At 59.8% G+C, this 22,054-nt stretch carries 22 protein-coding genes, 1 tRNA gene, 1 rRNA gene and 1 riboswitch; of the genes, 20 read left to right on the top strand and 4 right to left on the bottom strand.

Going from position 1 to position 22,054, the window contains the following annotated elements:
• Positions 1–189: 189 nt before the first annotated feature.
• From rrf to HMPREF9166_RS06445, 14 genes are all read left to right on the top strand, one after another.
• Positions 190–306, top strand: a 5S ribosomal RNA gene (gene rrf, locus HMPREF9166_RS06495).
• A 56-nt stretch (positions 307–362) separates the two neighbouring features.
• A complete protein-coding gene (locus tag HMPREF9166_RS06490; RefSeq protein WP_039981143.1) occupies positions 363–638 on the top strand; it encodes a hypothetical protein in 276 nt (91 codons plus the stop codon).
• Between the two features lie 99 nt (positions 639–737).
• Entirely contained in the window at positions 738–2,108 is a 1,371-nt protein-coding gene (locus HMPREF9166_RS06485) for an MFS transporter (protein ID WP_009753192.1), read from the top strand.
• Positions 2,109–2,653: 545 nt separating this feature from the next.
• Positions 2,654–2,998 carry a cache domain-containing protein gene (locus HMPREF9166_RS12335; protein ID WP_009753191.1) on the top strand — a complete coding sequence of 115 codons (345 nt, stop codon included), beginning with the start codon at positions 2,654–2,656 and terminating at the stop codon, positions 2,996–2,998.
• Positions 2,999–3,037: 39 nt separating this feature from the next.
• Complete coding sequence (locus HMPREF9166_RS12330) at positions 3,038–3,874, top strand: methyl-accepting chemotaxis protein (protein WP_009753190.1); 837 nt, start codon at positions 3,038–3,040, stop codon at positions 3,872–3,874.
• Positions 3,775–4,521 carry a methyl-accepting chemotaxis protein gene (locus HMPREF9166_RS12325; protein ID WP_009753189.1) on the top strand — a complete coding sequence of 249 codons (747 nt, stop codon included), beginning with the start codon at positions 3,775–3,777 and terminating at the stop codon, positions 4,519–4,521. The genes HMPREF9166_RS12330 and HMPREF9166_RS12325 overlap by 100 nt, the downstream gene beginning before the upstream one ends.
• 170 nt (positions 4,522–4,691) lie before the next feature.
• Positions 4,692–6,764 carry a SpoIVB peptidase S55 domain-containing protein gene (locus tag HMPREF9166_RS06475; protein ID WP_039981141.1) on the top strand — a complete coding sequence of 691 codons (2,073 nt, stop codon included), beginning with the start codon at positions 4,692–4,694 and terminating at the stop codon, positions 6,762–6,764.
• A gap of 6 nt (positions 6,765–6,770) precedes the next feature.
• The gene (murA, locus tag HMPREF9166_RS06470) at positions 6,771–8,051 is read left to right on the top strand and encodes a UDP-N-acetylglucosamine 1-carboxyvinyltransferase (RefSeq protein ID WP_009753187.1); all 1,281 of its coding nucleotides are present in this window, start codon (positions 6,771–6,773) and stop codon (positions 8,049–8,051) included.
• Between the two features lie 70 nt (positions 8,052–8,121).
• Entirely contained in the window at positions 8,122–8,259 is a 138-nt protein-coding gene (scfA, locus tag HMPREF9166_RS12010; RefSeq protein ID WP_006691237.1) for a six-cysteine ranthipeptide SCIFF, read from the top strand.
• Between the two features lie 116 nt (positions 8,260–8,375).
• The gene (gene scfB, locus HMPREF9166_RS06465; protein WP_009753186.1) at positions 8,376–9,764 is read left to right on the top strand and encodes a thioether cross-link-forming SCIFF peptide maturase; all 1,389 of its coding nucleotides are present in this window, start codon (positions 8,376–8,378) and stop codon (positions 9,762–9,764) included.
• 49 nt (positions 9,765–9,813) lie between these two features.
• Positions 9,814–9,889, top strand: a tRNA-Gln gene (locus tag HMPREF9166_RS06460).
• Between the two features lie 96 nt (positions 9,890–9,985).
• Complete coding sequence (locus tag HMPREF9166_RS06455) at positions 9,986–10,408, top strand: DUF4418 family protein (RefSeq protein ID WP_006691235.1); 423 nt, start codon at positions 9,986–9,988, stop codon at positions 10,406–10,408.
• A complete protein-coding gene (locus HMPREF9166_RS06450) occupies positions 10,405–11,610 on the top strand; it encodes an FtsX-like permease family protein (protein WP_009753185.1) in 1,206 nt (401 codons plus the stop codon). The genes HMPREF9166_RS06455 and HMPREF9166_RS06450 overlap by 4 nt, the downstream gene beginning before the upstream one ends.
• Positions 11,607–12,287: an ABC transporter ATP-binding protein gene (locus HMPREF9166_RS06445; protein ID WP_009753184.1), complete on the top strand. Its 681-nt coding sequence runs from the start codon at positions 11,607–11,609 to the stop codon at positions 12,285–12,287. The genes HMPREF9166_RS06450 and HMPREF9166_RS06445 overlap by 4 nt, the downstream gene beginning before the upstream one ends.
• Before the next feature lie 67 nt (positions 12,288–12,354).
• On the opposite strand, the gene HMPREF9166_RS06440 is transcribed toward HMPREF9166_RS06445, so the two are convergent.
• From HMPREF9166_RS06440 to moaC, 4 genes are all read right to left on the bottom strand, one after another.
• On the bottom strand, positions 12,355–13,401 hold the full coding sequence (locus tag HMPREF9166_RS06440; RefSeq protein WP_009753183.1) for a sulfate/molybdate ABC transporter ATP-binding protein: 1,047 nt from the start codon (positions 13,399–13,401) through the stop codon (positions 12,355–12,357).
• Complete coding sequence (modB, locus tag HMPREF9166_RS06435) at positions 13,398–14,069, bottom strand: molybdate ABC transporter permease subunit (protein WP_009753182.1); 672 nt, start codon at positions 14,067–14,069, stop codon at positions 13,398–13,400. The genes HMPREF9166_RS06440 and modB overlap by 4 nt, the downstream gene beginning before the upstream one ends.
• Positions 14,069–14,872 (bottom strand): molybdate ABC transporter substrate-binding protein, encoded by an 804-nt coding sequence (gene modA / locus HMPREF9166_RS06430; protein WP_039981662.1) that lies wholly within the window; start codon positions 14,870–14,872, stop codon positions 14,069–14,071. Before modA ends, modB begins: the two co-directional genes overlap by 1 nt.
• Positions 14,866–14,996: riboswitch (molybdenum cofactor riboswitch) on the bottom strand. Its footprint overlaps the gene before it by 7 nt.
• A 12-nt stretch (positions 14,997–15,008) precedes the next feature.
• Positions 15,009–15,527 (bottom strand): cyclic pyranopterin monophosphate synthase MoaC, encoded by a 519-nt coding sequence (gene moaC, locus HMPREF9166_RS06425; protein ID WP_009753180.1) that lies wholly within the window; start codon positions 15,525–15,527, stop codon positions 15,009–15,011.
• Positions 15,528–15,727: 200 nt separating this feature from the next.
• Here moaC and HMPREF9166_RS06420 point away from each other — a divergent pair, with 200 nt between their 5' ends.
• The 6 genes from HMPREF9166_RS06420 to fdhD all read left to right on the top strand — a co-directional run bounded on the left by HMPREF9166_RS06420 (position 15,728) and on the right by fdhD (position 22,014).
• Positions 15,728–16,756 (top strand): molybdopterin-binding protein, encoded by a 1,029-nt coding sequence (locus HMPREF9166_RS06420; protein WP_009753179.1) that lies wholly within the window; start codon positions 15,728–15,730, stop codon positions 16,754–16,756.
• A 10-nt stretch (positions 16,757–16,766) separates the two neighbouring features.
• Complete coding sequence (gene glp / locus HMPREF9166_RS06415; protein ID WP_009753178.1) at positions 16,767–17,972, top strand: gephyrin-like molybdotransferase Glp; 1,206 nt, start codon at positions 16,767–16,769, stop codon at positions 17,970–17,972.
• Between the two features lie 141 nt (positions 17,973–18,113).
• A complete protein-coding gene (moaA, locus tag HMPREF9166_RS06410) occupies positions 18,114–19,109 on the top strand; it encodes a GTP 3',8-cyclase MoaA (protein WP_009753177.1) in 996 nt (331 codons plus the stop codon).
• Between the two features lie 7 nt (positions 19,110–19,116).
• The gene (locus tag HMPREF9166_RS06405; RefSeq protein ID WP_006691225.1) at positions 19,117–20,040 is read left to right on the top strand and encodes an MOSC domain-containing protein; all 924 of its coding nucleotides are present in this window, start codon (positions 19,117–19,119) and stop codon (positions 20,038–20,040) included.
• Positions 20,037–21,170 (top strand): molybdopterin-guanine dinucleotide biosynthesis protein B, encoded by a 1,134-nt coding sequence (mobB, locus tag HMPREF9166_RS06400; protein ID WP_039981135.1) that lies wholly within the window; start codon positions 20,037–20,039, stop codon positions 21,168–21,170. The genes HMPREF9166_RS06405 and mobB overlap by 4 nt, the downstream gene beginning before the upstream one ends.
• Before the next feature lie 46 nt (positions 21,171–21,216).
• Positions 21,217–22,014, top strand: a complete 798-nt coding sequence (gene fdhD / locus HMPREF9166_RS06395; protein WP_172664517.1) for a formate dehydrogenase accessory sulfurtransferase FdhD — start codon at positions 21,217–21,219, stop codon at positions 22,012–22,014.
• The last annotated feature ends 40 nt before the right edge of the window (positions 22,015–22,054 follow it).

The raw sequence follows: 22,054 nt of genomic DNA, 5'->3' as shown, positions 1-22,054 counted from the left end.
TAGCGAACCAAAACTGCGTGAGCGAGAGCGAACGAGCAGTTTTGTGTGAGTCACTTAGTCGACGTTTGCGTAGCAAATGTCGACCGTGGCTCAATCGTGTGATTTGCTAAGTAGAGAGTAAGTATTTCGCTTTAATTTGCTGACGTTTCTTCTGTGAAGTTTTGAGTGAGCAAGACTCATTCAACAAGATGCGGTGATGATGCCTGGACGGTTCCACCTGTTCCCATTCCGAACACAGTAGTTAAGCGTCCACAGGCCGAGGGTACTTCGTTGGAGACGACGTGGGAGAGTAGGTAGTTGCCGCAAGAACGAGGGATTCGTGATGATTCACGAGTCCCTTTTGCTATATATGGAGGTATATGATGAAGAAAAAACTCGCGGTAATTCTGTTTGGGCTGATTTCCCTTGGCATCGGATTGCTGCTGCTGCATCTCTCCCCCGACCCGATGGCTGAGAACCTGGAGCTGGCACGGGAAGCCTCGAATGCTCAGGAAGCGGCGGCGGCGATTTCCGCCAATAACAAAAAGGATGTTGTTTACAGCACGGTCGCTTATCTCTTTGTCGGCATTGGATTCGGCACAGCGGGCTACGGTGTTTTTATGAGTGGAAAAAAGGAAGATTCTGAGGAAAAATCCTAAAATATCCTTGTATCGTCAGTATACTTTGACTATAATATGTGTCAGCTATCTTTTTCAATGCAGTGAAAGAAATCCATGATTTCTTCGGGAGGTACTTTCATGATTCTGGATCGTCTGGAAAATCTGCCGCTCGGCAGATTCCAGTACAAACTGCTTGTTGTCACGGGGCTTGGCTGGCTGTTTGATGCGATGGACACGGGGCTGATCGCCTTCGTCCTGCCGGTACTGGCGCGCGAGTGGAGTCTCACGCCGGCACAGGTGGGATGGATTGGCTCGATTGGGCTGATCGGCATGGCGCTTGGAGCGGTGCTCGCGGGGACGATTGCCGACCGCATCGGCCGCAAGCGGGTGTTTACGATCACGGTTCTCCTCTATAGTATCTCAACGGGGCTCTGTGCCGTTGCGTGGAGCTATGAGTCGCTGCTCGTGTTTCGCTTCCTTGTCGGCTTCGGCCTGGGCGGAGAGCTGCCCGTCGCAGCGACGCTGATGAGCGAGTATGCACCGGCACGCCTGCGCGGACGCTTCATTGTGCTCCTTGAGAGTTTCTGGGGGATTGGCTGGCTTGCGGCGGCATGCATCGCCTATCTTCTCATCCCTGTCTTTGGCTGGCAGGCGGCGTTCTTTATCGGCGCCCTGCCCGCGCTCTATGTGTTCCTCCTGCGCCTGCACATGCCGGAGTCGATCCGTTATCTCCTCGCCAAGGGGCGTGTGGACGAGGCGAAGGCGATTGTGCGCGATATCGAGCGCCAGCTCCAGATGCCGGAGCGTCCCTTCCTCGATCAGCTTGCCCCGCACCGTATGCAGGCGGAGCAGGTGGAGACACCGGGATTTTCTGCGCTCTGGGCGAAGGGAATGCGCCGCCGCACGGTGATGCTCTGGCTCGCATGGTTCGGTATTGTGTTTAGTTACTACGGCATCTTTATGTGGCTGCCGTCGATGGTCTATGCGCAGGGCTTTGCCATTGTCAAGACGTTCGAGTATGTCCTCATTATGACGGTCGCTCAGCTGCCGGGCTACTATGCGGCGGCCTACCTCGTGGATGTGATCGGCCGCCGCTATACGCTCGGGCTCTTCCTCCTTCTCAGCGGCGTATGCAGCTATTTCTTCGGCAATGCAGGTGATGTCACTGCCCTCCTTGGCTGGGGCGCGGCGATGAGCTTCTTCAATCTCGGCGCGTGGGGCGTCATCTATACCTATACACCCGAGCAGTACCCGACGGCGATGCGCGCGCTTGGCAGCGGCTGGGCGGCAGGATTCGGCCGCATCGGCGGCATGATTGCACCGATGCTCGTCGGCGTGATGCTCGCCAATGCATTTCCGATGAGCGGCATTTTTATGATGTTCGCGGCGGTCTTTGTCGTTATCGCGGGGACGGTGCTCCTTCTCGGACGTGAGAGCAAGCAGCAGACGCTCGAGGAGCTGGAGCAGACGCTCGGCGCTGCTGAGTCCTCGGCACTGCGCAACGAATAGAGAAACATCGTTAGACTTGTATAAAAAATTAGTCAGACAGGTTAAAAATTTATAGTAAAAACCCTTTCCGAATGAAATTCTCTGTGGTATACTTGCAGGACAAAAGAAGCAACACGGCTGCTTCTTACCGGGGGATTTCGTTTGACGATGGAGCGTCTGAAACAAATGCGTACCGGTATGGTACGCATTTGTTTTGGGGAGCTAAGGAATTGCTGATAAAATGAAGTCCGTCAGATGGCGGTGCTGAATTTATCCGTGCTTACTTAAGAAAAGAGGGGGTATTTATGCCAGCGGGAACGGAGTCATGAAGCGTCGCCCAAGGACGGGGGATCGGCTTCCAGATCAACTGTATTGTGGCTGTCAGCGTTGTGGTCGTCATGGCGATCATCTTGGGGATTGTCGGCTACATGACTTTTGGAACACTCGAGGAGCGTGCGAAGTCTGAGCGTTTCTAAGAGCTCGGAAGCATCTCGGCCGCAGTTGAGCTGCGCTATGACAAGGCGTATCAGGCAGCTGCGATCACCGAGGTTCGGATTCAGGATATCTTGCAGGCACCGCCGGAGGCATGCAGCCGCGATGCGGTTGTCAAGGTGCTCAAGGACTCAGTGGCAGCGACGCCTGGTATTCTCGGCGTCGGCGTCTGCTTCGCGCCGGATGCCTTTGACGGCAAGGATGCCGAGAAGGTGAATACGGAGTACTCGGATGTGAGCGGACGTCTGCTTCCCTTTGTCTGGCCGGACCGCATCGAGCCGCTCTTTGGCTATGAGACGGCAGAGTGGTACACGGCTGCAGAGAAGACGATGAAGCCTGTGCTCACTGATCCCTTCGCCTTTACGACGGCCGATGGGGAGCACTATATGGCGGCAGCGCTGTCCTACCCGATCGTTTAGAACGGGAAGTTCCTCGGTACGATCCTCGTCGATATCGACATGGGCGGCTTCCAGGGCGATCTGAAAAAGCTCAGCTCGGATGATCAGTACTATGTCCTCTTCGGGCAGAAGGGCGGCATTGTCGCCCAGGGCCGGGATGACAGCGTGGTGATGAAGAATCTCTATGAGCTGTCGGGCATTAAGGGCGAGGATGTCTTTAAGAGCACGGCAGAGCATCCCTTCACGATCCGCAAGGACTCCTCCAGCACTGCCAACGAGACACTTTATGTGTATGCACCGATTTCCTTTGACGGCGTTACGGCGCAGTGGGGCATCGGCTCAGCGACGAACTATGACGTGTTCACCGCCGTGGCACGCCACATGATCTATATCCTCGTCGCCGTTGGCATCATCGGTATCCTCCTGCTTCTGGCGGCACTGATCTCCTTTGTCACGAAGCGGATCTCGACGCCGATGAGCGATTTGCAGGGCGTGGTGGAGAACTTTGCCCGCCTCGATCTGCGTGCAGATAACCCCGCGAATGTACGTGCACGCGGCTATCTCGGCAGAGAGGATGAGATCGGAGCGATGACGGGGGATCTCGCCGAGCTCGCAAACAATCTGCGCGCAACGATGGGCAAGATCAACGCCTCGTCGGAATCCGTGGCAGCGACGAGCGAGGAGCTGACGGCGACAACGCAGACGACGGCGCATAGCTCTGAGGAGGTCTCGAAGGCGATCCAGAACATCGCTGAGGGCCGGAGGATGCGCAGAAGGCCGCCGATTATCTCAGTGAAGTGCTGCGCATCGAGCAGGAGACGGAGCGTATCGTCAATGTCCTCAACGAGACGACACAGAAGATCAGTGACCGCAAGGCGGAGGGCTCGGAGATCCTAAACGATCTGCTTGGCCGCGCCGAGGAGATGTTCAAGGCGACAGAGGAAGTCGCCAAGGTCGTCGAGGAGACGAATCAGGGCGCGGACAAGATCGACGAGTCCAGTACGATGATCCAGAGCATCGCCGACCAGACGAACCTCCTCGCGCTCAACGCTGCCATCGAGGCGGCGCGTGCGGGTGAGGCCGGGCGCGGGTTCGCCGTCGTGGCGGAGGAGATCCGCAAGCTCGCGGAGCAGAGCTCGAGCTTTACGGATGACATCCGCGGCATCATCCACGAGATGAAGACGAAGAGCCAGCAGGCGGTGGATACGATGCACGTATCGACGAAGCTCGCATCGGAGTCGCATCAGGGGCTTGAGAGCACGAAGGAGTGCTTCGACCGTATCTCTGAGACGGTCGAGGAGACGGGTGAGGTCGTCAAGAAGCTGAACACATCAGCGAAGACGATGGGCGAGAAGCACGCATCCATCTCGGATGTGGTGCAGAACCTATCCGCACTCGCCGAGGAGAATGCTGCGACAACCGAAGAGGGCAGCGCGTCCGTGGAGGCACAGTCGAATGCGCTTGAGGATATCGCGAAGGCGAGCGAGGGTTTCGCAGAGATCGCGACCGACCTCCAGCGCGAGGTGGAGCGCTTCAAACTATAAGATGTATGAAAGAGAGCTGCGGCACGAAGATGGTTCGGTCTTCGTGCAGCGGCTCTTTTCTATTGTGAGCAGTCCTGCTGTGGATGCACGCGAAAACACTAGCGAAATCTCTCTGTGTATGCTACAATAGGGCAGATAACATGACGGTACTTATATTTTGAGGTGACATTTTGCGATATAACTGGAAGCGCCTTGCGGCGGCATCTCTTTTTGCGCTGGCGGTACAATTCTACGCACCGCCGTCCTTTGCGATGCCTCCGATTCTCCCGTACAATGAGGTGACGGAGGGGATGCAGGGAACGGCGTATACCGTGCTCGATACGACGGGTGAGGTGCGCACATTCCCCGTGGAGATCGTCGGTCAGATGGAGGGCGGCAAGGGCTCTCAGCGGATGATTATGGCGCGGACGAGCGGCAATTTCATCGAACACGTCGGCGGTGTCCTGCAGGGGATGAGCGGCAGTCCGATCTATGTAGACGGTCGTCTCGTAGGAGCGCTTGCAGCGGGGCTGAAGGATCTCAGCCCCTATACCTTTTTCATCACGCCGATCGAGGACATGATTCCGCTCTGGTCGATGCCCGACACGAAGAATAAGACGCGCATCGACACGGTGGATGTCGTGCGCGCCGTTGAGGAGCGCAAGAAGGCAAAGGAAAAGGACGAGCTCCGCGAGCGCGAGAAGAAAGTCGGCAAGATGACACACGCCGAGCGTGAGGCGGAGTGGCGTGATACACTCGCAGCCCTGCGCGGAGAGAAGACAGAGGAAACATCTGCGAGCGGTGCAGGTGCGTCAGAGGCGCAGAAGGCTGCGGACGACACGCATGACACGACCGCTGATGCTGTGCAGAGTACGGACAAAGGTGAGCAAACGTCGACCGATCCCGTCACATCATCTCCTGCAGCTAAGAAAGAGAATGTGCATGCTGCCGAGGAGAAGTCTACCTTCTTCGTGAGCGGATTTGGATCGGCGGGGCTGCGCTATCTAGAGAACAATATGCCTGCAGGCAGTACGTTCTTTCCGCTGGGAACGGTCAGTGCAAATACGCCCCTTCCCACGCGCTATGATGCCTCTCTTGCAGGCGGTCAGCCCGTCGGGGTCGCCATTGTCTACGGCGACTTCAGCATCGGCGCGACGGGAACGGTGACGGCGGTGGACGGCAAGAAAGTGCTGGCATTCGGTCACTCCTTTATGCACAAGGGAAACGTGAACTACTTCATGACGGATGCCGATGTGGTCGGGACGATTGCAGGACAGAGCAACGGCGTGAAGATCGCGAACATCGGCAGTGTGATCGGGCGCATCAATCAGGATCGTGAGACGGGCGTTGCGGGGATCCTTGGGATGTTCCCAACAGCGGTTCCCATTCGCATTCACGTGAAGGACGACGCGCTTGGCACGGAGGAGACCTTCGGTGCGCAGATTGCCTACGATGAGGATTTCCTGCCCGTGCTTTCGGGCAGCATTGCCTATGCGGCGATGAGCCGCGTGTCGGATTCCCTTGGCAGCAGCACGGCGCGCATCCGCTTTGCCATCCGTACGAACGCCGTGGACAGCGGGGTCTTTGAGCGGCGCAATATGTACTACAGCGCGGCGGATGTCGGGCAGGTCGCCGTGACCGAGCTGCTGCAGGCGATGAATATGATCGTGACGAATCCGCAGGAGGAGTCCGATATTCTCGATCTCGATGTGGATGTGGAGCTCACGGGCGGACGTCAGACGGCCGTTCTGGTCTCGGCGGTGCCGGATAAGCTGGTGGTAAAGCCGGGCGACACGGTGACGTTCAAGACGAAGATTCGCCCCTATCGCAAGCCGGAGGAGACGCTGTCGATCCCCTATCGCGTGCCGAAGGCGCAGCCGGCGGGGACACTGAACCTCGATATTCGCGGCGGAGGCTTTGTCCCCGTGAACCCCTTGGCACTCCTCGCGCAGGCGGGGCTCGAGATCCCCGACGACGAGGAGAAGTTCAAGTCGACGGCGGAAAAGCTGGACGATCTCGCCGCTCAGGGGCAGAACAATGAGATCATTATCGCGCCTGGAGCTGCCCCGGCTCCGTCCTCGGAGAAGGAAATGAAGAAGCGCATGCGTGCGGCGGCAAAGGCGTCGGCACGCGCGGCAGAGCGCGAGGAGCCGAAACGCGTGACGCTGCTCGGCGATCCGAAGAAGAAGGATGAACGCGAGAAATTCTATGCGCCGTATGTGATCGAGAACGTGATCCACGCGACGCTGAAGGTTGAGGAATAAGGACGAATGGAACAACTGGTCATTCATGGAGGGCATCCCCTGCGCGGCCATGTGAAGATCGGCGGGGCGAAGAATGCGGTGCTGCCCATCATTGCGGCGGCATTGCTCGGTACAAACGGAAAAAGTGTGCTGGATGAGGTGCCTGCACTCGAAGATGTCTATACGATCACGGCGGTGCTGCGTGCCCTTGGCGTGACGGCGGACTACACGGTATCGGAGCATCGTCTGGTCATTGATGCATCACATATTGCGACGGTCGCAGCCCCCTACGACCTCGTCCGCAAGATGCGCGCGTCATTTCTCATCATGGGCCCCTTGCTCGCACGCGAGGGGCACGCAGAGATCTCGCTGCCGGGCGGCTGTGCCATTGGGACACGTCCGATCGATCTGCATCTCAAGGGCTTTGAGGCGCTCGGGGCGGAGATCGAGATCACGCAGGGCGACATTCACGCGCGTGCGCCGCATGGGCTGAAGGGGGCACGCATCTACTTCGATTTCCCGAGTGTCGGGGCGACAGAGAATGTGATGATGGCGGCGTCCTGCGCCGAGGGCCAGACGATCCTCGAGAATCCTGCGCTCGAGCCGGAGATTGTCGATCTCGCGAACTATCTCAATGTGATGGGGGCGCGCATCCGTGGCGCGGGAACGAACCGCATCAAGATCGACGGCGTGCCGGAGCTGCACGCGGCGGACTATACGATCATCCCCGACCGCATCGAGGCGGGGACGTACATGGTCGCGGCGGCGATGACGCGTGGTGATGTGTTCATCGAGAACGCGATTAGCGAGCATCTGAAGCCAGTCATTGCGAAGCTAAAGGAAGCGGGCGCACAGATCGAGGAGGATATCGCCGGGGTGCGCGTCTCTGCCGACCGCCCGATGAAGGCGATTGATCTCAAGACGATGCCCTATCCCGGTTTTCCGACGGATATGCAGGCGCAGTTCATGGCAATGCTCGCCGTCGCCGAGGGGACGAGTGTCGTGACGGAGACGGTGTTCGAGAACCGCTTTATGCACGTCGATGAGCTCGTGCGCATGGGCGCACGGATCCGTGTGGACGGACGGACGGCGACGGTCGAGGGCGGCGCACTACTCAGCGGCGCACCTGTGCGGGCGACGGATCTGCGTGCGGGTGCGGCGATGGTGCTTGCAGGGCTGGTCGCGTCGGATGAGACGCGTGTCGGCTACATCCATCACATCGACCGTGGGTATGATGATCTCGTGGCAAAGCTCGTGGCGCTCGGGGCGGATATTCAGCGCGTGGATGCGGAATGGGCAGGCGTGTAAAAATTGCTTGCATAATAAAGAATGATGCGATAGAATAAATTCAGAACGATGGATTGAGGAGGTATGAAGGATGAAGCACATCAAGACGGTCAACAAGCCGACGATGCAGTCCACGCTCTACACGGGCGGCTGCGGCGAATGCCAGGCATCCTGCCAGTCTGCCTGCAAGACTTCCTGCACGGTGGGCAATCAGCCCTGCGCGAAGTAAGACGGGGAAATCGGCACAGCCCTTCTCGTTTGCGAGAGGGGCTTTTTCTATGTGTTGCTCCACTAAGGTTTGCTTAAGCGTATTACATTTCCAAGAGTGGTTATGAAGGAGAACAAATGAAAGTCCGAACGCATAAGTTCAAGCAGAACGGCATGCACATCCTCGTCGATGTGAACAGCGGCGCGGTTCACGTGATCGACGAGATGATTTACGATATGATGGATGACTTCGATGGGACGAACGATGAGGCGGTCGTGGCACGTCTCAGGGGGCGTTATCCTGAGGGAGATCTGCGCGAGGCGTGCGGCGAGCTGCATGAGCTGATGGCGGCAGGGGCGCTCTTTGCCCCCGATATTGACGTGCCGCCGACCTTCAAGTCGCGCGGATTGGTGAAATCCCTGTGCCTGATGGTGGCACAGGACTGCAATCTGCGCTGCAAGTACTGTTTCGGCGACGGCGGCAGCTACGGCGGTGAGCGCGCGGTGATGTCGCCCGAGGTGGGGCGTGCGGCAGTCGATTTTATCATTGGCGGCTGCGGTCCGCGCAAGCACTGTGAGATTGATTTCTTCGGCGGCGAGCCGCTGATGAATCTGAGCACGGTGAAGGCGGTGACGGAGTATGTGCGTCAGCGTGAGCAGGAGACGGGCAAGGAGTTCAAACTGACGCTCACGACGAACGGGATGCTGCTCTCCGACAAGAATATCGCATGGCTGAACGACAACCATCTCTCCGTCGTGCTCTCAGCGGATGGACGGCGCAGGGTGCATGATGCGATGCGCCCTGATGCGGGCGGTCACGGAACGTATGATGTGGTCATGCGGAACTTTAAGAAGCTCGTCGATGCGCGCGGCGGCAATGACTACTATCTGCGCGGGACATACACGCACGAAAATCTCGATTTCACGCAGGATGTGCTCGCGATGAACGAGGCGGGGTTTGACGTTCTGTCGATGGAGCCGGTTGTGCTGAAGGACAGCCCGCTTGGTTTTACCGAGGAGGATCTGCCGCGCATCTTCGCCGAGTATGATCATCTGACACAGACTTATCTCGATCGCGTGCACGCGGGGAAGGGCTTCTTCTTCTTCCACTTCAACATGGATCTCAACCATGGTCCCTGCGTGGCGAAACGACTGGCGGGATGCGGGGCGGGGCATGAGTACTATGCCGTCGCGGAGAACGGCGATCTCTATCCGTGCCATCAGTTCGTAGGGCGTGAGGGCTATCGCCTTGGTTCGGTCTTTACGGGCGTTGAGAGCATGGAGCTGCCGACGTACTTCCGCAACTCACATGTGCTGAACAAGCCGCTCTGCCGCGACTGCTGGGCACGGTTCTACTGCAGCGGCGGCTGTCATGCCAACGCCGATCTCTTTCATGGGGACATTCGGCAGCCGTACGAGATTGGCTGTGCGATTCAGAAGAAGCGTCTGGAGTGCGCGATTCTTGTGCAGGCGGTGCTTGCCCTGGAGAAGGAAGAGACAGAGGAGGAGCAGAAAAAAATTTCTTGACAAGATTTTCTTCTTCCGCTATAATTCGCTATGTTGCTGAGAAAGCGATAGGGGTATCGCCAAGTTGGTAAGGCACGGGATTCTGAATCCCGCATGCGTTGGTTCGAGTCCAGCTACCCCTGCCATTTGAATTTTGAGAAGCTGCCCTGAGGGGCAGTTCTTTTTTTATTGAAACTTTTTATCATCTCTGGTAGGATAGATAAAAATGGCAGATAAGGAGAATGATCATGAGCAGCGAGAAAAAGGGAATCGGCGTGTGTCCGCTTCTGCAGATTGTGCTGAATACGATATTTTTCATTGGCATACAGACGACTTTTGCACCATGTGCACCGCATGAGGATGGAACGTGGATGACTTGTCATTGGGCAGGGGAGGCGCTGACGGGGCTTGCTGCGGTTATGCTCATCCTGTCCCTCCTGCATCTTGTGCCGCTGCGCTCAGGAACAAAGACAGGGCTGGCCATTGCGATGATTCCGCTCGCTGTGCTGGTGATCTGTCTTCCGGGACATCTTATTCCGCTCTGCATGATGGAGACCATGCGGTGTCATACGTTGATGCAGCCGTCGGTCAGCGTGATTGCCGTGCTGAACATCATCCTTTCTGCTCTGTATCTGTGGCAGCATCGAAAGGGGGAGAATGAATGAAGTTCAGTGAAGCACTTGCCCTGCGCTCCTGCCGCAGGAATATGGCACGCTCCGCGACGCTTGCTGTGCTGACGGGGATTCTTGCCCTCGTGATCTTCGGCGGCTCGGAGATGTTGCTCGGGCTGCAGGGCGGTCTGATTCAGTTTCAGCAGCGGCTCGGTGCAGATGTCATTGTCCTGCCGAAGGCGGCAGAGGGAGCGGGCTCGCTGGAGGGGGTGCTCGTGCAGGGCGTTCCCGCGCAGTTCTACATGGAGGAGCACTATCTCTCCGATCTGCGCAGCATGGCGGGGGTGGCGCATGCGACGCCGCAGTTCTTCCTTGCCTCGGCACATGCGGGCTGCTGCTCCGTAGCGGTGCAGCTGATCGGCTTTGATCCCGCCTCGGATCAGACCATTCAGCCGTGGATCCGCGAGAGCTATGGCGGTACGGTCGGCTATGGCGATATTCTCGTCGGCAGCGGCATTTCCGTGCCTGCGGATGGGATGCTGACGTTCTACGATCTGCCCTGCCGCGTTGTGGGACGGCTCACGCCGACGGGAACGGGGATGGATACGGCGGTTTACACGAATATGGAGACGATCCGTGCAATGATGGCGAATGCGGCGAAAAGGGGCTTTGATGTGTTTCAGGGGGGTCCGACGGAGGATGCGATCTCTGCCGTGATGATACGGACGGCGGACGGGTTCTCGCCCGAGGGCGTGGCAGAGGCGGTCAATGCGGCATATCCCGCGCTTACAGCGCGCCCTGCACACGGAATGGTGCACGCAGTGGAGCAGGGACTGGGCGGCATCTTGGAGACGATCGGCGGGCTCGTCATAGTGGTCTGGGTGATCGCCGTCATCGTTCTCGGCATCGCCTTTCACCTGTCGGCGCGCGAGCGGCGGCGCGAGTATCTGATGCTGCGCATCGCGGGGGCGGCGCGCGGCTTTTTGACACGCATGATGCTGACGGAGGCGGCACTCGCCTCGGCGGCGGGCGCTGCGGCAGGAGTTGCACTCGGCGCACTGATTATTCTGCCCTTCGCGGGCCTGATGAAGGCGGGGCTGATGCGCCCCTATATTCTCCCCGACGGCGGGACGATTCTGCTGCTGGCGGTGAATACGCTCCTCGCAGTGACACTGTCTGGGATGCTGGCGGCGGCGTGGACGGTGGGGCGCGTATGTACGGCGCCGATCAGCACACTGCTGCGGGAGGATGGATGATGGAACTGCGGGCGGAGAAAATCAGTCAGGATTTCCTGCGCGACAGTGCGCGGGAAGGGTACATTGTCGCTGTGGCGGAGACGGATCTGTGCCTCTCCTCCGGTACGGTGACGGCGGTCATGGGGCGTTCGGGCAGCGGCAAGAGTACGCTGCTGCATATCTTGGGCGGGCTCCTGCCGCCCGTGACGGGGAAGGTGCTCATAGGGGAGACGGATCTCTACGCACTGCCCGAGGATGCGCGTGCGGAGCTGCGCAGCAGTACGCTCGGCATTGTACCGCAGCAGCTGATGTCGCTTCGCGCGCTGACGGTGCGGGAGAATGTCCTCCTCTCGGCGCTTCTCTATGGCAGGGAACAGGACGTATCTGCACATGCGGATGCTCTGATGGAGCGGCTTGGCATCGCACCGCTCGCGCATGTCTGTCCGTCGGAGCTTTCGGGCGGGGAGCTGCGCCGCATGATGATCGCGCGGGCTCTTGCCGGCGTGCCGCAGATTCTGCTCCTTGATGAGCCGACGGGCGACCTCGATGCGGAGAATACACGGCACGTGCTTAATCTCGTGCGCGAGACCGCCGATGCAGGCACGGCAGTCCTCCTCGTCACACATGAGTGCGAGGCAGCATCATATGCGGATATTTGCTATACGATGGCAGAGGGGCGGCTGACGCGCTCTGCGTAGTACAGAAAAACGCCCTTATGGCGCGATGCACCATAAGGGCGTTTTTGTATGCGTTTGTCTGTCTCCCCTAATCCCGCAGCAGCATCAGTGCTTCAGGCGGAAGGCAGATGCGCAGGGCTGCGTTTTCGCTCACACGAAGCGCATCCCATGCGGGCTTGTCCACCTCCCAGCGCACGCGGTGAGCACCATCGGCGAAGCGAAGCATGACGATCATGCTGAAGGTGCTCTCGATGATCTCTGCGATCTGTGCGGTGAAGACGTTCTCGCCGTCTTCCTGCACGGGAACGAAGTAATGTGCGCGGATGGCGATATGGTGCGCATCCGTCACATCGTCTGTGACCGCGAGCGTGATGCCCCAGTCGGTCGCCTCGATGTGTGCCGCGTCGAGGCGGCGGGCGGCAGAGATGTTCTTGCATCCTGTGAGGCGTGCACCTGCACACGTACCGGGACTGCGGAAGAGCTCGTGCCGATCCATCGGGGGCGTGAGCTGTCCGCGGTCGACGGTCGCGATCTCCTGCGCGATGCGGAATGCCTCGTCGCGGTCATGTGTGACGAGGATCGCCGCGATGTTCTGACCCATGAGGATCTCGCGCAGTGCGGTTTCGATCTGCCACTTGAGATGGGTGTCGAGTGCGGAGAGCGGCTCGTCGAGGAGCAGGACATCTGCGCCGCGCGCGAGGATGCGCGCAAAGGCAGCGCGCTGCTGCTGTCCGCCTGAGAGCCCTGCCGGGTAGGCGTTTTCGAGTCCGTCGAGGGAGAAGCGCGCCACGTTCTCGGCAAGGATGCGTTCCTTTTCCTCCTGTGATCCGTCCAGTGCAAAGATGATGTTCTCGCGGACGGTCATATTCGGAAAGAGCGCGTAGTTCTGAAAGAGGTAGCCGACACTGCGCTCCTGCGGCGGGAGGTTGACTCCTGCACTGCTGTCATAGAGCGTGCGGCCGTTGAGGATGATCTGTCCGCGATCCGGCGTCTCAAGCCCCGCGATGCACTTCAGCGTCATGCTCTTGCCGCTGCCCGACGCGCCGAGCAGGGCGAGCGTCGTATTCGTGAGCGTGAAGTTCGCGCAGAGCGTGAAGTCACGCAGGCGTTTTTCGATGTTGACGACGAGGTTCATTCATGCACCTCCCGTTTGAGGTAGAGGTTCATCGCACCGATAAAGAAGAGCGAGAACAGGGAGATGATGACTGCCCAGCGAAAGGCGAGGTCGTAGTCGTTCGCCTGCACCGCCGCATAGATGGCGGTGGACATGGTCTGCGTGCGCCCTGGGATATTGCCCGCGAACATGATGGTCGCACCAAACTCGCCGAGGGCACGGGCAAACGAGAGAACGAGCCCTGCGAGGATGCTGTGCCGTGCATTCGGCAGGATGATGCGCCAAAAGATGCGCCCATTGCTGACGCCGAGCGTCTGCGCCGCATGAATCATGCTGCTGTCGAGTGCCTCGAATGCGCCGCGCGCCGTGCGGTACATAAGCGGAAGACTCACGATGACCGCTGCGATGACCGCCGCACGCCACGTAAAGACAAGCGGCAGGTCGATGGCGAGGAGGGCGCTCCCGATGGCACTGCGCTTTCCGAGAAAGAGCAGGAGGAAGAACCCAACGACGGTCGGCGGCAGGACGAGCGGCAGAGTAATCACAGCATCGGCAATGGTCGCCGCGATATGGCTGCGGATACGCAGCACGCCGTAGGCGAGCCCAATACCGACGAAGAAGGTGAGGACAGTAGCAAGCCCCGCCACCTCAAGGGAGATGATGAGCGGGGAGAATGTTTCGTCTGCCATTATTTGACGGTGAATCCGTATTTCTCAAAGACCTTGGCTGCCTTGTCCGTCTGGAGGAAGGCGAGGAATTCCTTCGCGGCCATCTCGTTCTTGGAGTCCTTCAGCACAGCGGCGGGGTAGACGATGGGCTTATGCGTGTCGGCAGGGGCAACGGCGGCGACCTTCACCTTGTCCGAGATGGCGGCATCCGTCGCATAGACCACGCCGCAGTCCGCATCGCCCGTCTCGACCCATGCGAGCACCTGACGTACGTCGGAGCCGTAGACGGCACGCGCCTTGACCTGGTCGAGGATGCCGAGCTTCGTAAAGACCTCCTCGCTGTACTGTCCGACAGGAACGCCCTTCGGCTCACCGAGAGCGATGTGCGCAACCTGCGGGTCGAGCACTGCCTTGAAGTCGGGAAGGTTCAGCTTGCTGTCCTTTGCCGTGATCAGCACGATGTCGTTGACGAGGAGATCGACGCGCGTACCGTCCGCGAGGAGCTTCTTCTCGTCGAGCGCATTCATCTGCTTCTGTGCGGCGGAGACGAATACGTCGGCGGCTCCGCCGTTCTCGATCGCCTGCTGTAGGGCGCCGCTGCTGCCGAAGTTGTAGACGATATGAACCTCTTTGTTGTTCTCCTCGTACATCGTGGCGAGTTCCTTCATCGCGTCCGTGAGGCTCGCTGCCGCAGAGACCTGCAGCTCGATGGGGCTCTCCTGCGGCGTCTCCATCTTGTTCGCGCTGTTGCCGCCGCCGATGCAGCCGGCGGTGAGAAGAGCCGTGCCCGCCAAGAGGGCGGTGAGTGTCTTTTTGATGTTCATGTGATGTTTCTCCTTTGCAAATGGGAGGTATGTCCGTTTCCCGACATACCCTGTGACGATATGCGTCAGGCAGAGTGCCATAGATGTTTCCTTAGACGTGCTCTGCTCGGAGAGGGTGAGGGCGCTGCCCTCCTTCTCAGCGGACGAATGTGCCGCTCTTGCCGCCGGACTTACGCTCGAGACGAATGTCTGTGATCTCCATGCGCTTGTCGATCGCCTTGCACATGTCGTAGATGGTCAGCAGCGCCGTGCTCACGGCGTGCAGTGCTTCCATCTCCACGCCCGTTTCGCCCGTGACCTTGACCGTCGCCGCAGCATATACCGCATGGTGCGGCACCTCCTCAAGCGTGAAGTCGATGCTGCACTTGGCAAGCGGCAGCGGATGGCAGAGCGGGATCATGTCCGCGGTGCGCTTTGCCGCCATGATGCCGGCGATGCGCGCGACACCGAGGACGTCGCCCTTTTTTGCCGTGCCCGCCGTGATCGCCGCATAGACCGCTTCGCTCACGCAAATCCGTCCGCTCGCGATGGCCTCGCGATGTGTCTTGTTCTTGCCGCTGACATCGACCATGATGGCGGCACCGCCTGCATCGAAATGCGTCAGTCCTGTTTCTGGCATAGATATCCTCCTTTCCTCGTGAAATAATTTTATCATAGCGGAATCAGCGTAGAAAATCAATTGTGTTTCTCTAACATTAAATGAATCTATCTATAATTTAGGAAAACTCATAGAGGTTATTTATTTTTTGTGGTATAATCAATAATAGATATTCATAGTTGAGAATCGTTATACGGGGTGATTGCCTTTGGGGAGGGGCAGCGTATGTGCAGCGCTGCCATAGCAGGGGGAGCAGTATGCGTGAGGTTCGTGTTCAGGATGCGGTGGGGATGGTGCTCTGCCACGACATTACAGAGATTGTGCGCGGGGAACGAAAGGGCGCACGTTTCCATAAGGGGGATATCATCCGCGCGGAGGATATTCCCGTTCTTCTGCGCATTGGCAAAGAGCATATCTTTGTCTGGGAGGACGATCCGAATCTGCTGCATGAGAACGATGCGGCGGCGATCCTGCGTGATGTCTGTCAGAATGAGCACATGGCGGCGAGTGAGCCGAGCGAGGGCAAGATAGAGCTGACCGCGACGACGGCGGGCGTGTTCGAGGTGAACGAGGATGCGCTCAATGCCGTCAACGACATCGAGGATGTGATGATTGCGACGATTGCGCAGCACATGCCTGTCAAGGCGGGGACGAAGCTCGCGGGGATGCGCGTGATCCCGCTCGTCATCGACAAGGCGGTGATGGAGCGGGTGCGTGAGACGGCGGGCACTCAGCCGATGCTGCGGATCCTGCCGTATCAGAAGATGAAGGTCGGCGTGGTGACGACGGGCTCTGAGGTGTTCCATGGGCGCATCAAGGATACGTTCACGCCCGTGATCGACGCCAAGCTGCGTGCCTTCGGCCTGAAGGTGGATGAGCACCGTCTTTCGGATGATGGGACGGAGCACACGCGTGCGGCGATTGAGGAGCTGCTCGACGCGGGGATGGATATGGTGCTCTGCACGGGCGGCATGAGCGTCGACCCCGATGACCGCACGCCGGCGGCGATCAAAGCGACGGGGGCGCGCATCGTGACGTACGGCGCGCCTGTGCTGCCGGGGGCGATGTTCCTGCTCGCCTACTATGAGAAGGATGGGCGGCAGGTGCCGATCATGGGGCTGCCGGGCTGCGTGATGTACTCGCCCGCGACGATCTTTGATATTATTCTGCCGCGTGTCGCGGCGGGCAGCGCGTGGACGCGGCAGGAGATCACGCGCCTTGGGATCGGCGGGCTCTGCATGGGATGCAAGGTTTGCCACTATCCCATTTGCCCGTTCGGAAAGTAAGGAGAATTCCATGCAGGATATCGAACTTGAACAGGCAATCGAGGTACTGCTCGCACATGCAGTACCCGTCGCGGAGACGGAGCGCGTTCCCTTGCTGGAGGCGGTGGGGCGCGTGGCGGCGGAGGATGTGTACGCAGCGTTTGACAATCCGCCGTTTGACCGTTCGCCGCTCGACGGCTATACCTTTGCGTCGGCGAGTACGGCGGACGCCTCGGCAGAGCACCCTGTGCGCCTGTCGGTGATCGGCGAGGAGTGCGCGGGCGATTTTTTCGCCGGCGCAGTCGGCGCGGGCGAGTGTGTCCGCATCATGACGGGCGGCGCGATTCCGAAGGGCTGTGACTGTGTCGTGCGGCAGGAGGATGTGCGTGAGGAGGGGGATGCGATCTTTGTTCCCTTTACGTCGCAGCCGTTCGAGAACTACTGCTATGCGGGCGAGGATATCAAAAAGGGAAATCTGCTCGTGCGCCGGGGACAGCGCATCCATGCGGCGCAGATTGCGGTACTCGCGAGTGAGGGTTATGCTGCGGTATGTGTCCATCGGCGCGTACGCATTGCCGTTGCCAGTACGGGCGACGAACTGATGCAGCCCGGCGAGCCGCTGCGTCCCGGCAAGATCTACAACAGCAATCTCTACCTCCTTGCGGGACGCCTGAAGGAACTCGGCGCAGAGGTGACGGTGGTCGGCTCGGTGCCTGATGATGTGGAACGCGCGGCGGAGGTAATCGCCTCCTATGCGGATCGTGTGGATCTCTTTCTCACGTCGGGCGGCGTCTCCGTGGGCAAGAAGGACATCATGCACGGCGTTGTGCCCGCCCTTGGGGCGGAGCGGCTGTTCTGGCGCGTCTGCATGAAGCCGGGCGCCCCCGCCATTGCCTATACGCGCGGCAGCATGCTCGGCATCGCGCTCTCAGGCAACCCGTTCGCCGCCTATGCGACGTTCGAGCTGATGGCGCGTCCGGCGATTGCACGGCTTGCGGGCGAGACGGATGTGCTCATGCCGCGCCGCCGTGCCGTGCTCGCCGATGCGTTCCCCAAGCCCTGCCACGGACGGCGTTTCCTGCGTGCACGCATGGAGGCGGATGGGCGCGTTTCGCTGCCCGATCAGCATGAGTCCGGCTCGCTCTTTTCGGCGGCAGGCTGCGACGCGTTTGTGGATGTGCCGGCGGGGATGCCGCCGCTCGCGGCAGGGGCGGAAGTGGATGTTGTGATTCTCTGACGAAGCAGTGCTGTGGTGATGTCCTGCAGCAATCCCCCCGCGAAGCAAACGTGCACTTTTCCCGGTTGCTTCGACGCATCAACTTCTGCCTTTCACGTCAACGTATAGGAAAAAGATAGAAAGATAGATAGAAGGTTCATCATGCAGGATCAGTTTCAGCGGAAAATTGAATATCTGCGCGTTTCGGTGACGGACTGCTGCAATCTGCGCTGCCGCTACTGTATGCCGGCGCATGGGGTCAAGAAGCTGCGCCACGCGGATGTGCTCACCTATGAGGAGATCCTGCGCGATGTGCGTGTGCTCGCGGCACTGGGCGTGCGCAAGGTGCGCCTGACAGGCGGTGAGCCGCTCGTGCGGCGTGACATCACACGCCTTGTGCGCGGGCTGAAAGAGATCCCGGGCATCGAGACGGTGGCGCTCACGACAAATGGAGTCCTGCTCGGCACGATGATGGATGAGCTGCTGGATGCCGGCCTCGACGCGGTGAATCTCAGCCTCGATACACTCGACGGCGGGACATTCTTCTCCATCACGCGGCGGCCGATGTTCGGCGCGGTGATGGAGGCACTCACGCGGCTTGCCGAGGAGGAGCGCCTCACGGTCAAGGTGAACTGCGTGCCGATCATGGGCGTAAACGACGAGGAACTCGCCGCGCTTGCCGCGATTGCCCGCACACATCCGATTGATGTGCGTTTTATTGAGCTCATGCCGATTGGCTGTGCGCGCACGGAGAACTATCACGGCGTACCGATGGATGAGGTGCGCGCGCGGCTGAAGGATGCGTTCGGCGCACTCCTGCCCGTGGGGGAGGCGGCACATGAGGGCGCGGTGCCGAAGGGGCCCGCCGCCTATGTGAGGCCTGCCGGTTTTACGGGAACCATTGGCTTTATCGATGCGATGGAGCACAAATTCTGCCATACGTGCAACCGCGTGCGCCTGACGGCGGAGGGCTTCCTGAAGCTCTGCCTCTACAGCAGTGCGGGGCTTGACACGCGTGCACTGCTGCGCGGCGGAATGTCGGATGCACAGCTCGCGGATGCCATTGCCCATGCGGTGTGGCAGAAGCCCGAAGAACATCATTTTGAAATCGATCAGGAGACGCGCGATCACCGCGCTATGTACCAAGTGGGAGGCTAATACGGATATGGGAGAGATTCGGGCGCTGTGCATCAGTGAGAAGCGCGGCACGGAAAAACAGGCGACGGACCGCGCCTTCTTTATTACGGAATACGGCATCGACGGCGATGCCCATGCGGGCGACTGGCACCGACAGGTGAGCCTGCTCGGCCTCGGCGAGATCGAGGATTTCCGTGCGCGCGGTGCAGATGTGGCGTTTGGCGCGTTCGGCGAGAACGTCGTCGCCGAGGGGTTCCGCTTCAAGGAGCTCCCCGTCGGGACACGCCTGCGCGTGGGGCAGGTTTTTCTTGAGATCACACAGATCGGGAAGAAGTGCCACAGCCACTGCGAGATCTTTCACCGCGTCGGCGACTGCATCATGCCGCGTGAGGGCGTTTTTGCCCGTGTTCTGCACGGCGGCTGGGTAACGGTCGGCGATACGCTGGAGATCACGACGGAGAAGATCCCGCTCGACGCCGCCGTCATCACGGCGAGCGACAAGGGCTCGCGCGGCGAGCGCGAGGATGCGAGCGGCGCGGCGATTCGCGAGATCCTGACGGCGGAGGGTTACGATGTCGCGGGGTACAGCATCGTGCCCGACGAGCGTGAGGAACTCGAGCGTGAGATGACACTCTGGTCGGACCGCGGCGTCGGGCTGATCCTGACGACGGGCGGCACGGGTTTTTCCGTGCGCGACGTGACGCCTGAGGCGACGCGTGCCGTGATCGACCGCGAGGCACCGGGCATCGCCGAGGCGATGCGCGCGCTCTCGATGAAGGTGACCCCGCGTGCCATGCTCAGCCGTGCGACGGCGGGCCTGCGGAAACGCTCACTGATCGTCAACCTGCCCGGCAGTGAGAAAGCGGTGCGCGAGTGTCTCGGCTTCATCCTGCCCCAGCTGCAGCACGGCATCGAGATCCTGCGCGGCGACGCGGGGGAGTGCGCACGGTGACGCCCGCCGACCTGACGCTCATCGTCGCGGCGGGCGGCATGAGCACGCGCATGGGCGAGGACAAGCGGTTCCTCCCCATGGCGGACGGTGAGACGCTGCTCTCCCGTACCCTGCGGCGCGGCCGTACGGCAGGGTTTCACGCGATTGTCCTCGCGGCAGAGGGGGAGCGCAGAGAGCTCACGGAGCTCTCTGCGGCGTACGGGGCGCATCTCGTCACGGACGATTGCCCGCGGCAGGGCCCGGCGGCGGCAATTGCGGCGGGGCTCGCTGCGGCGGAGACGGAATGGTCGCTCGTCCTCTCAGGCGATATGCCCTTCTACGATTTCGATCTTGTGCGGGCACTGCTGCCCGAAGCACATGGTGCGGTGCAGGTCGTCCTGCCGACGCTTGCAGGCTATTGGCAGCCGCTCGCCGCGCTCTATCGGCGCGATGCGGGACAGGCATTTGCCGCTGCCATCGCACGCGGCGACCGCAAGCTCGGCATTATCCTGCGCGGCCTCACCGTGCGCGAACTGCCGCTCGCGGTGGATGCGGGACTCTTCTTCAACGTGAACACCCCTGCTGCCTACCGCCTCGCATGCGGACGCATTGCGAACGAGGGGCGTGAGCGGCCCATTCTCTCCGTCGCAGCCCCTGCTTCGGGGACGGGCAAGACAACCTTCATCGAGCGGCTTATCCCGCGCCTTGCGGTACATGGCGTGCGTACAGCGGTCATCAAGAGCGACAGCCACGGTTTTCAGCTCGATACGGAGGGAAAGGATACGGCGCGTTTCATGACGGCGGGGGCGCGGGCAACGGCAATTAGTGCGCCGAATGGCTATTTCATTCAGAAAATAGAAGATCAAAGGAAGGACTTTCAGAATCTTATATCGAAAATAGAATATGATATAGATCTTTTTATTACGGAATCGCGTTCACGCGGCGCATTGCCGACTCTCATGCTCGACCGCGGACTTGCCGCGCCGGAGATTGATGCACGTGTGACGGCACTTTTTCAAAAGGATGCCGCACCGCATGACGGGCTGCTCTCCTATGATCTCGATGATATGGAGACAGCGGCGCAGATCACTCTCTTTCTTATGGGGCGGCCGCTCTATGGGGCAGACGGCATAATGTTTTTGACGATGTAGGTGCTCGCGTGAGAGCATGCAGTATACGAATGGAAGAATAGAAACGATGGAAATTCAGCGCAGTGACTTTATCGACGTACCCGTGACCCGCTATGTCTCTGAGGAGAATGCGTTTGTCGCGGATCATAAATATACCTCGGAGGAGGTCTTCTTCGACATCGATCTCAACGGGGAGAACTTTACGACGGCGTTCTGCTCACCCGTCGACTTCGAGGATCTCATCGTTGGGATGCTCGCTCAGATGGGACGCATCCGCAGCTTTGACGATATCGTGGAAATGACGGTGGACGCAGAGCATCTGCGCGCCGCGGTCAAGACGACGACGGATGCGCAGTGGTGGGCGGCGGACGCAGTGAAAAATCCGCGCTACTTCTCGGCACGGCGCATCCTGAAACTGCGCCCCGAGGAAATCTTTGAGCGGCCGCGCGACGTGCGCTTCAGCGCGAAGGACATCCTCGCGACAGCGGATGAGCTGCTCGCACATCTCTCCAAGACCCACGATACGACGAACGGCGTCCACAGCGGCGTCCTGTTCGATCAGGCAAACAAGAAAATCCTTGTCTTCCGTGAGGACGTCGGCCGCCATAACGTCTTTGACAAGCTCTATGGCTGGGCGCTCAGGAATCACGTGGAGATTTCCGATAAAATCATCATCTTCAGCGGGCGCTGCTCCTCGGAGATGATGCTCAAACTGGGGCGGATGGGGATCTCCACGGTTGCGGCGAAGTCCGTTCCGACCACCCTCTCGCTCAACATCGCGCGCAAACTCGGCATCACGCTCTGCGCGCGCATGGCGCCGGGCTCGTTCTGCATCTACGCAAACCCTGAGCGCATCACCCTCTGACGGTGTACCTCTGTACATTGCTGAAACCGGGGATATCCTC

It is taken from the genome of Selenomonas sp. oral taxon 149 str. 67H29BP (assembly GCF_000146365.1).
Classification (GTDB): domain Bacteria; phylum Bacillota; class Negativicutes; order Selenomonadales; family Selenomonadaceae; genus Centipeda; species Centipeda felix.
This window is presented reverse-complemented; position numbering and strand designations above follow the sequence as displayed.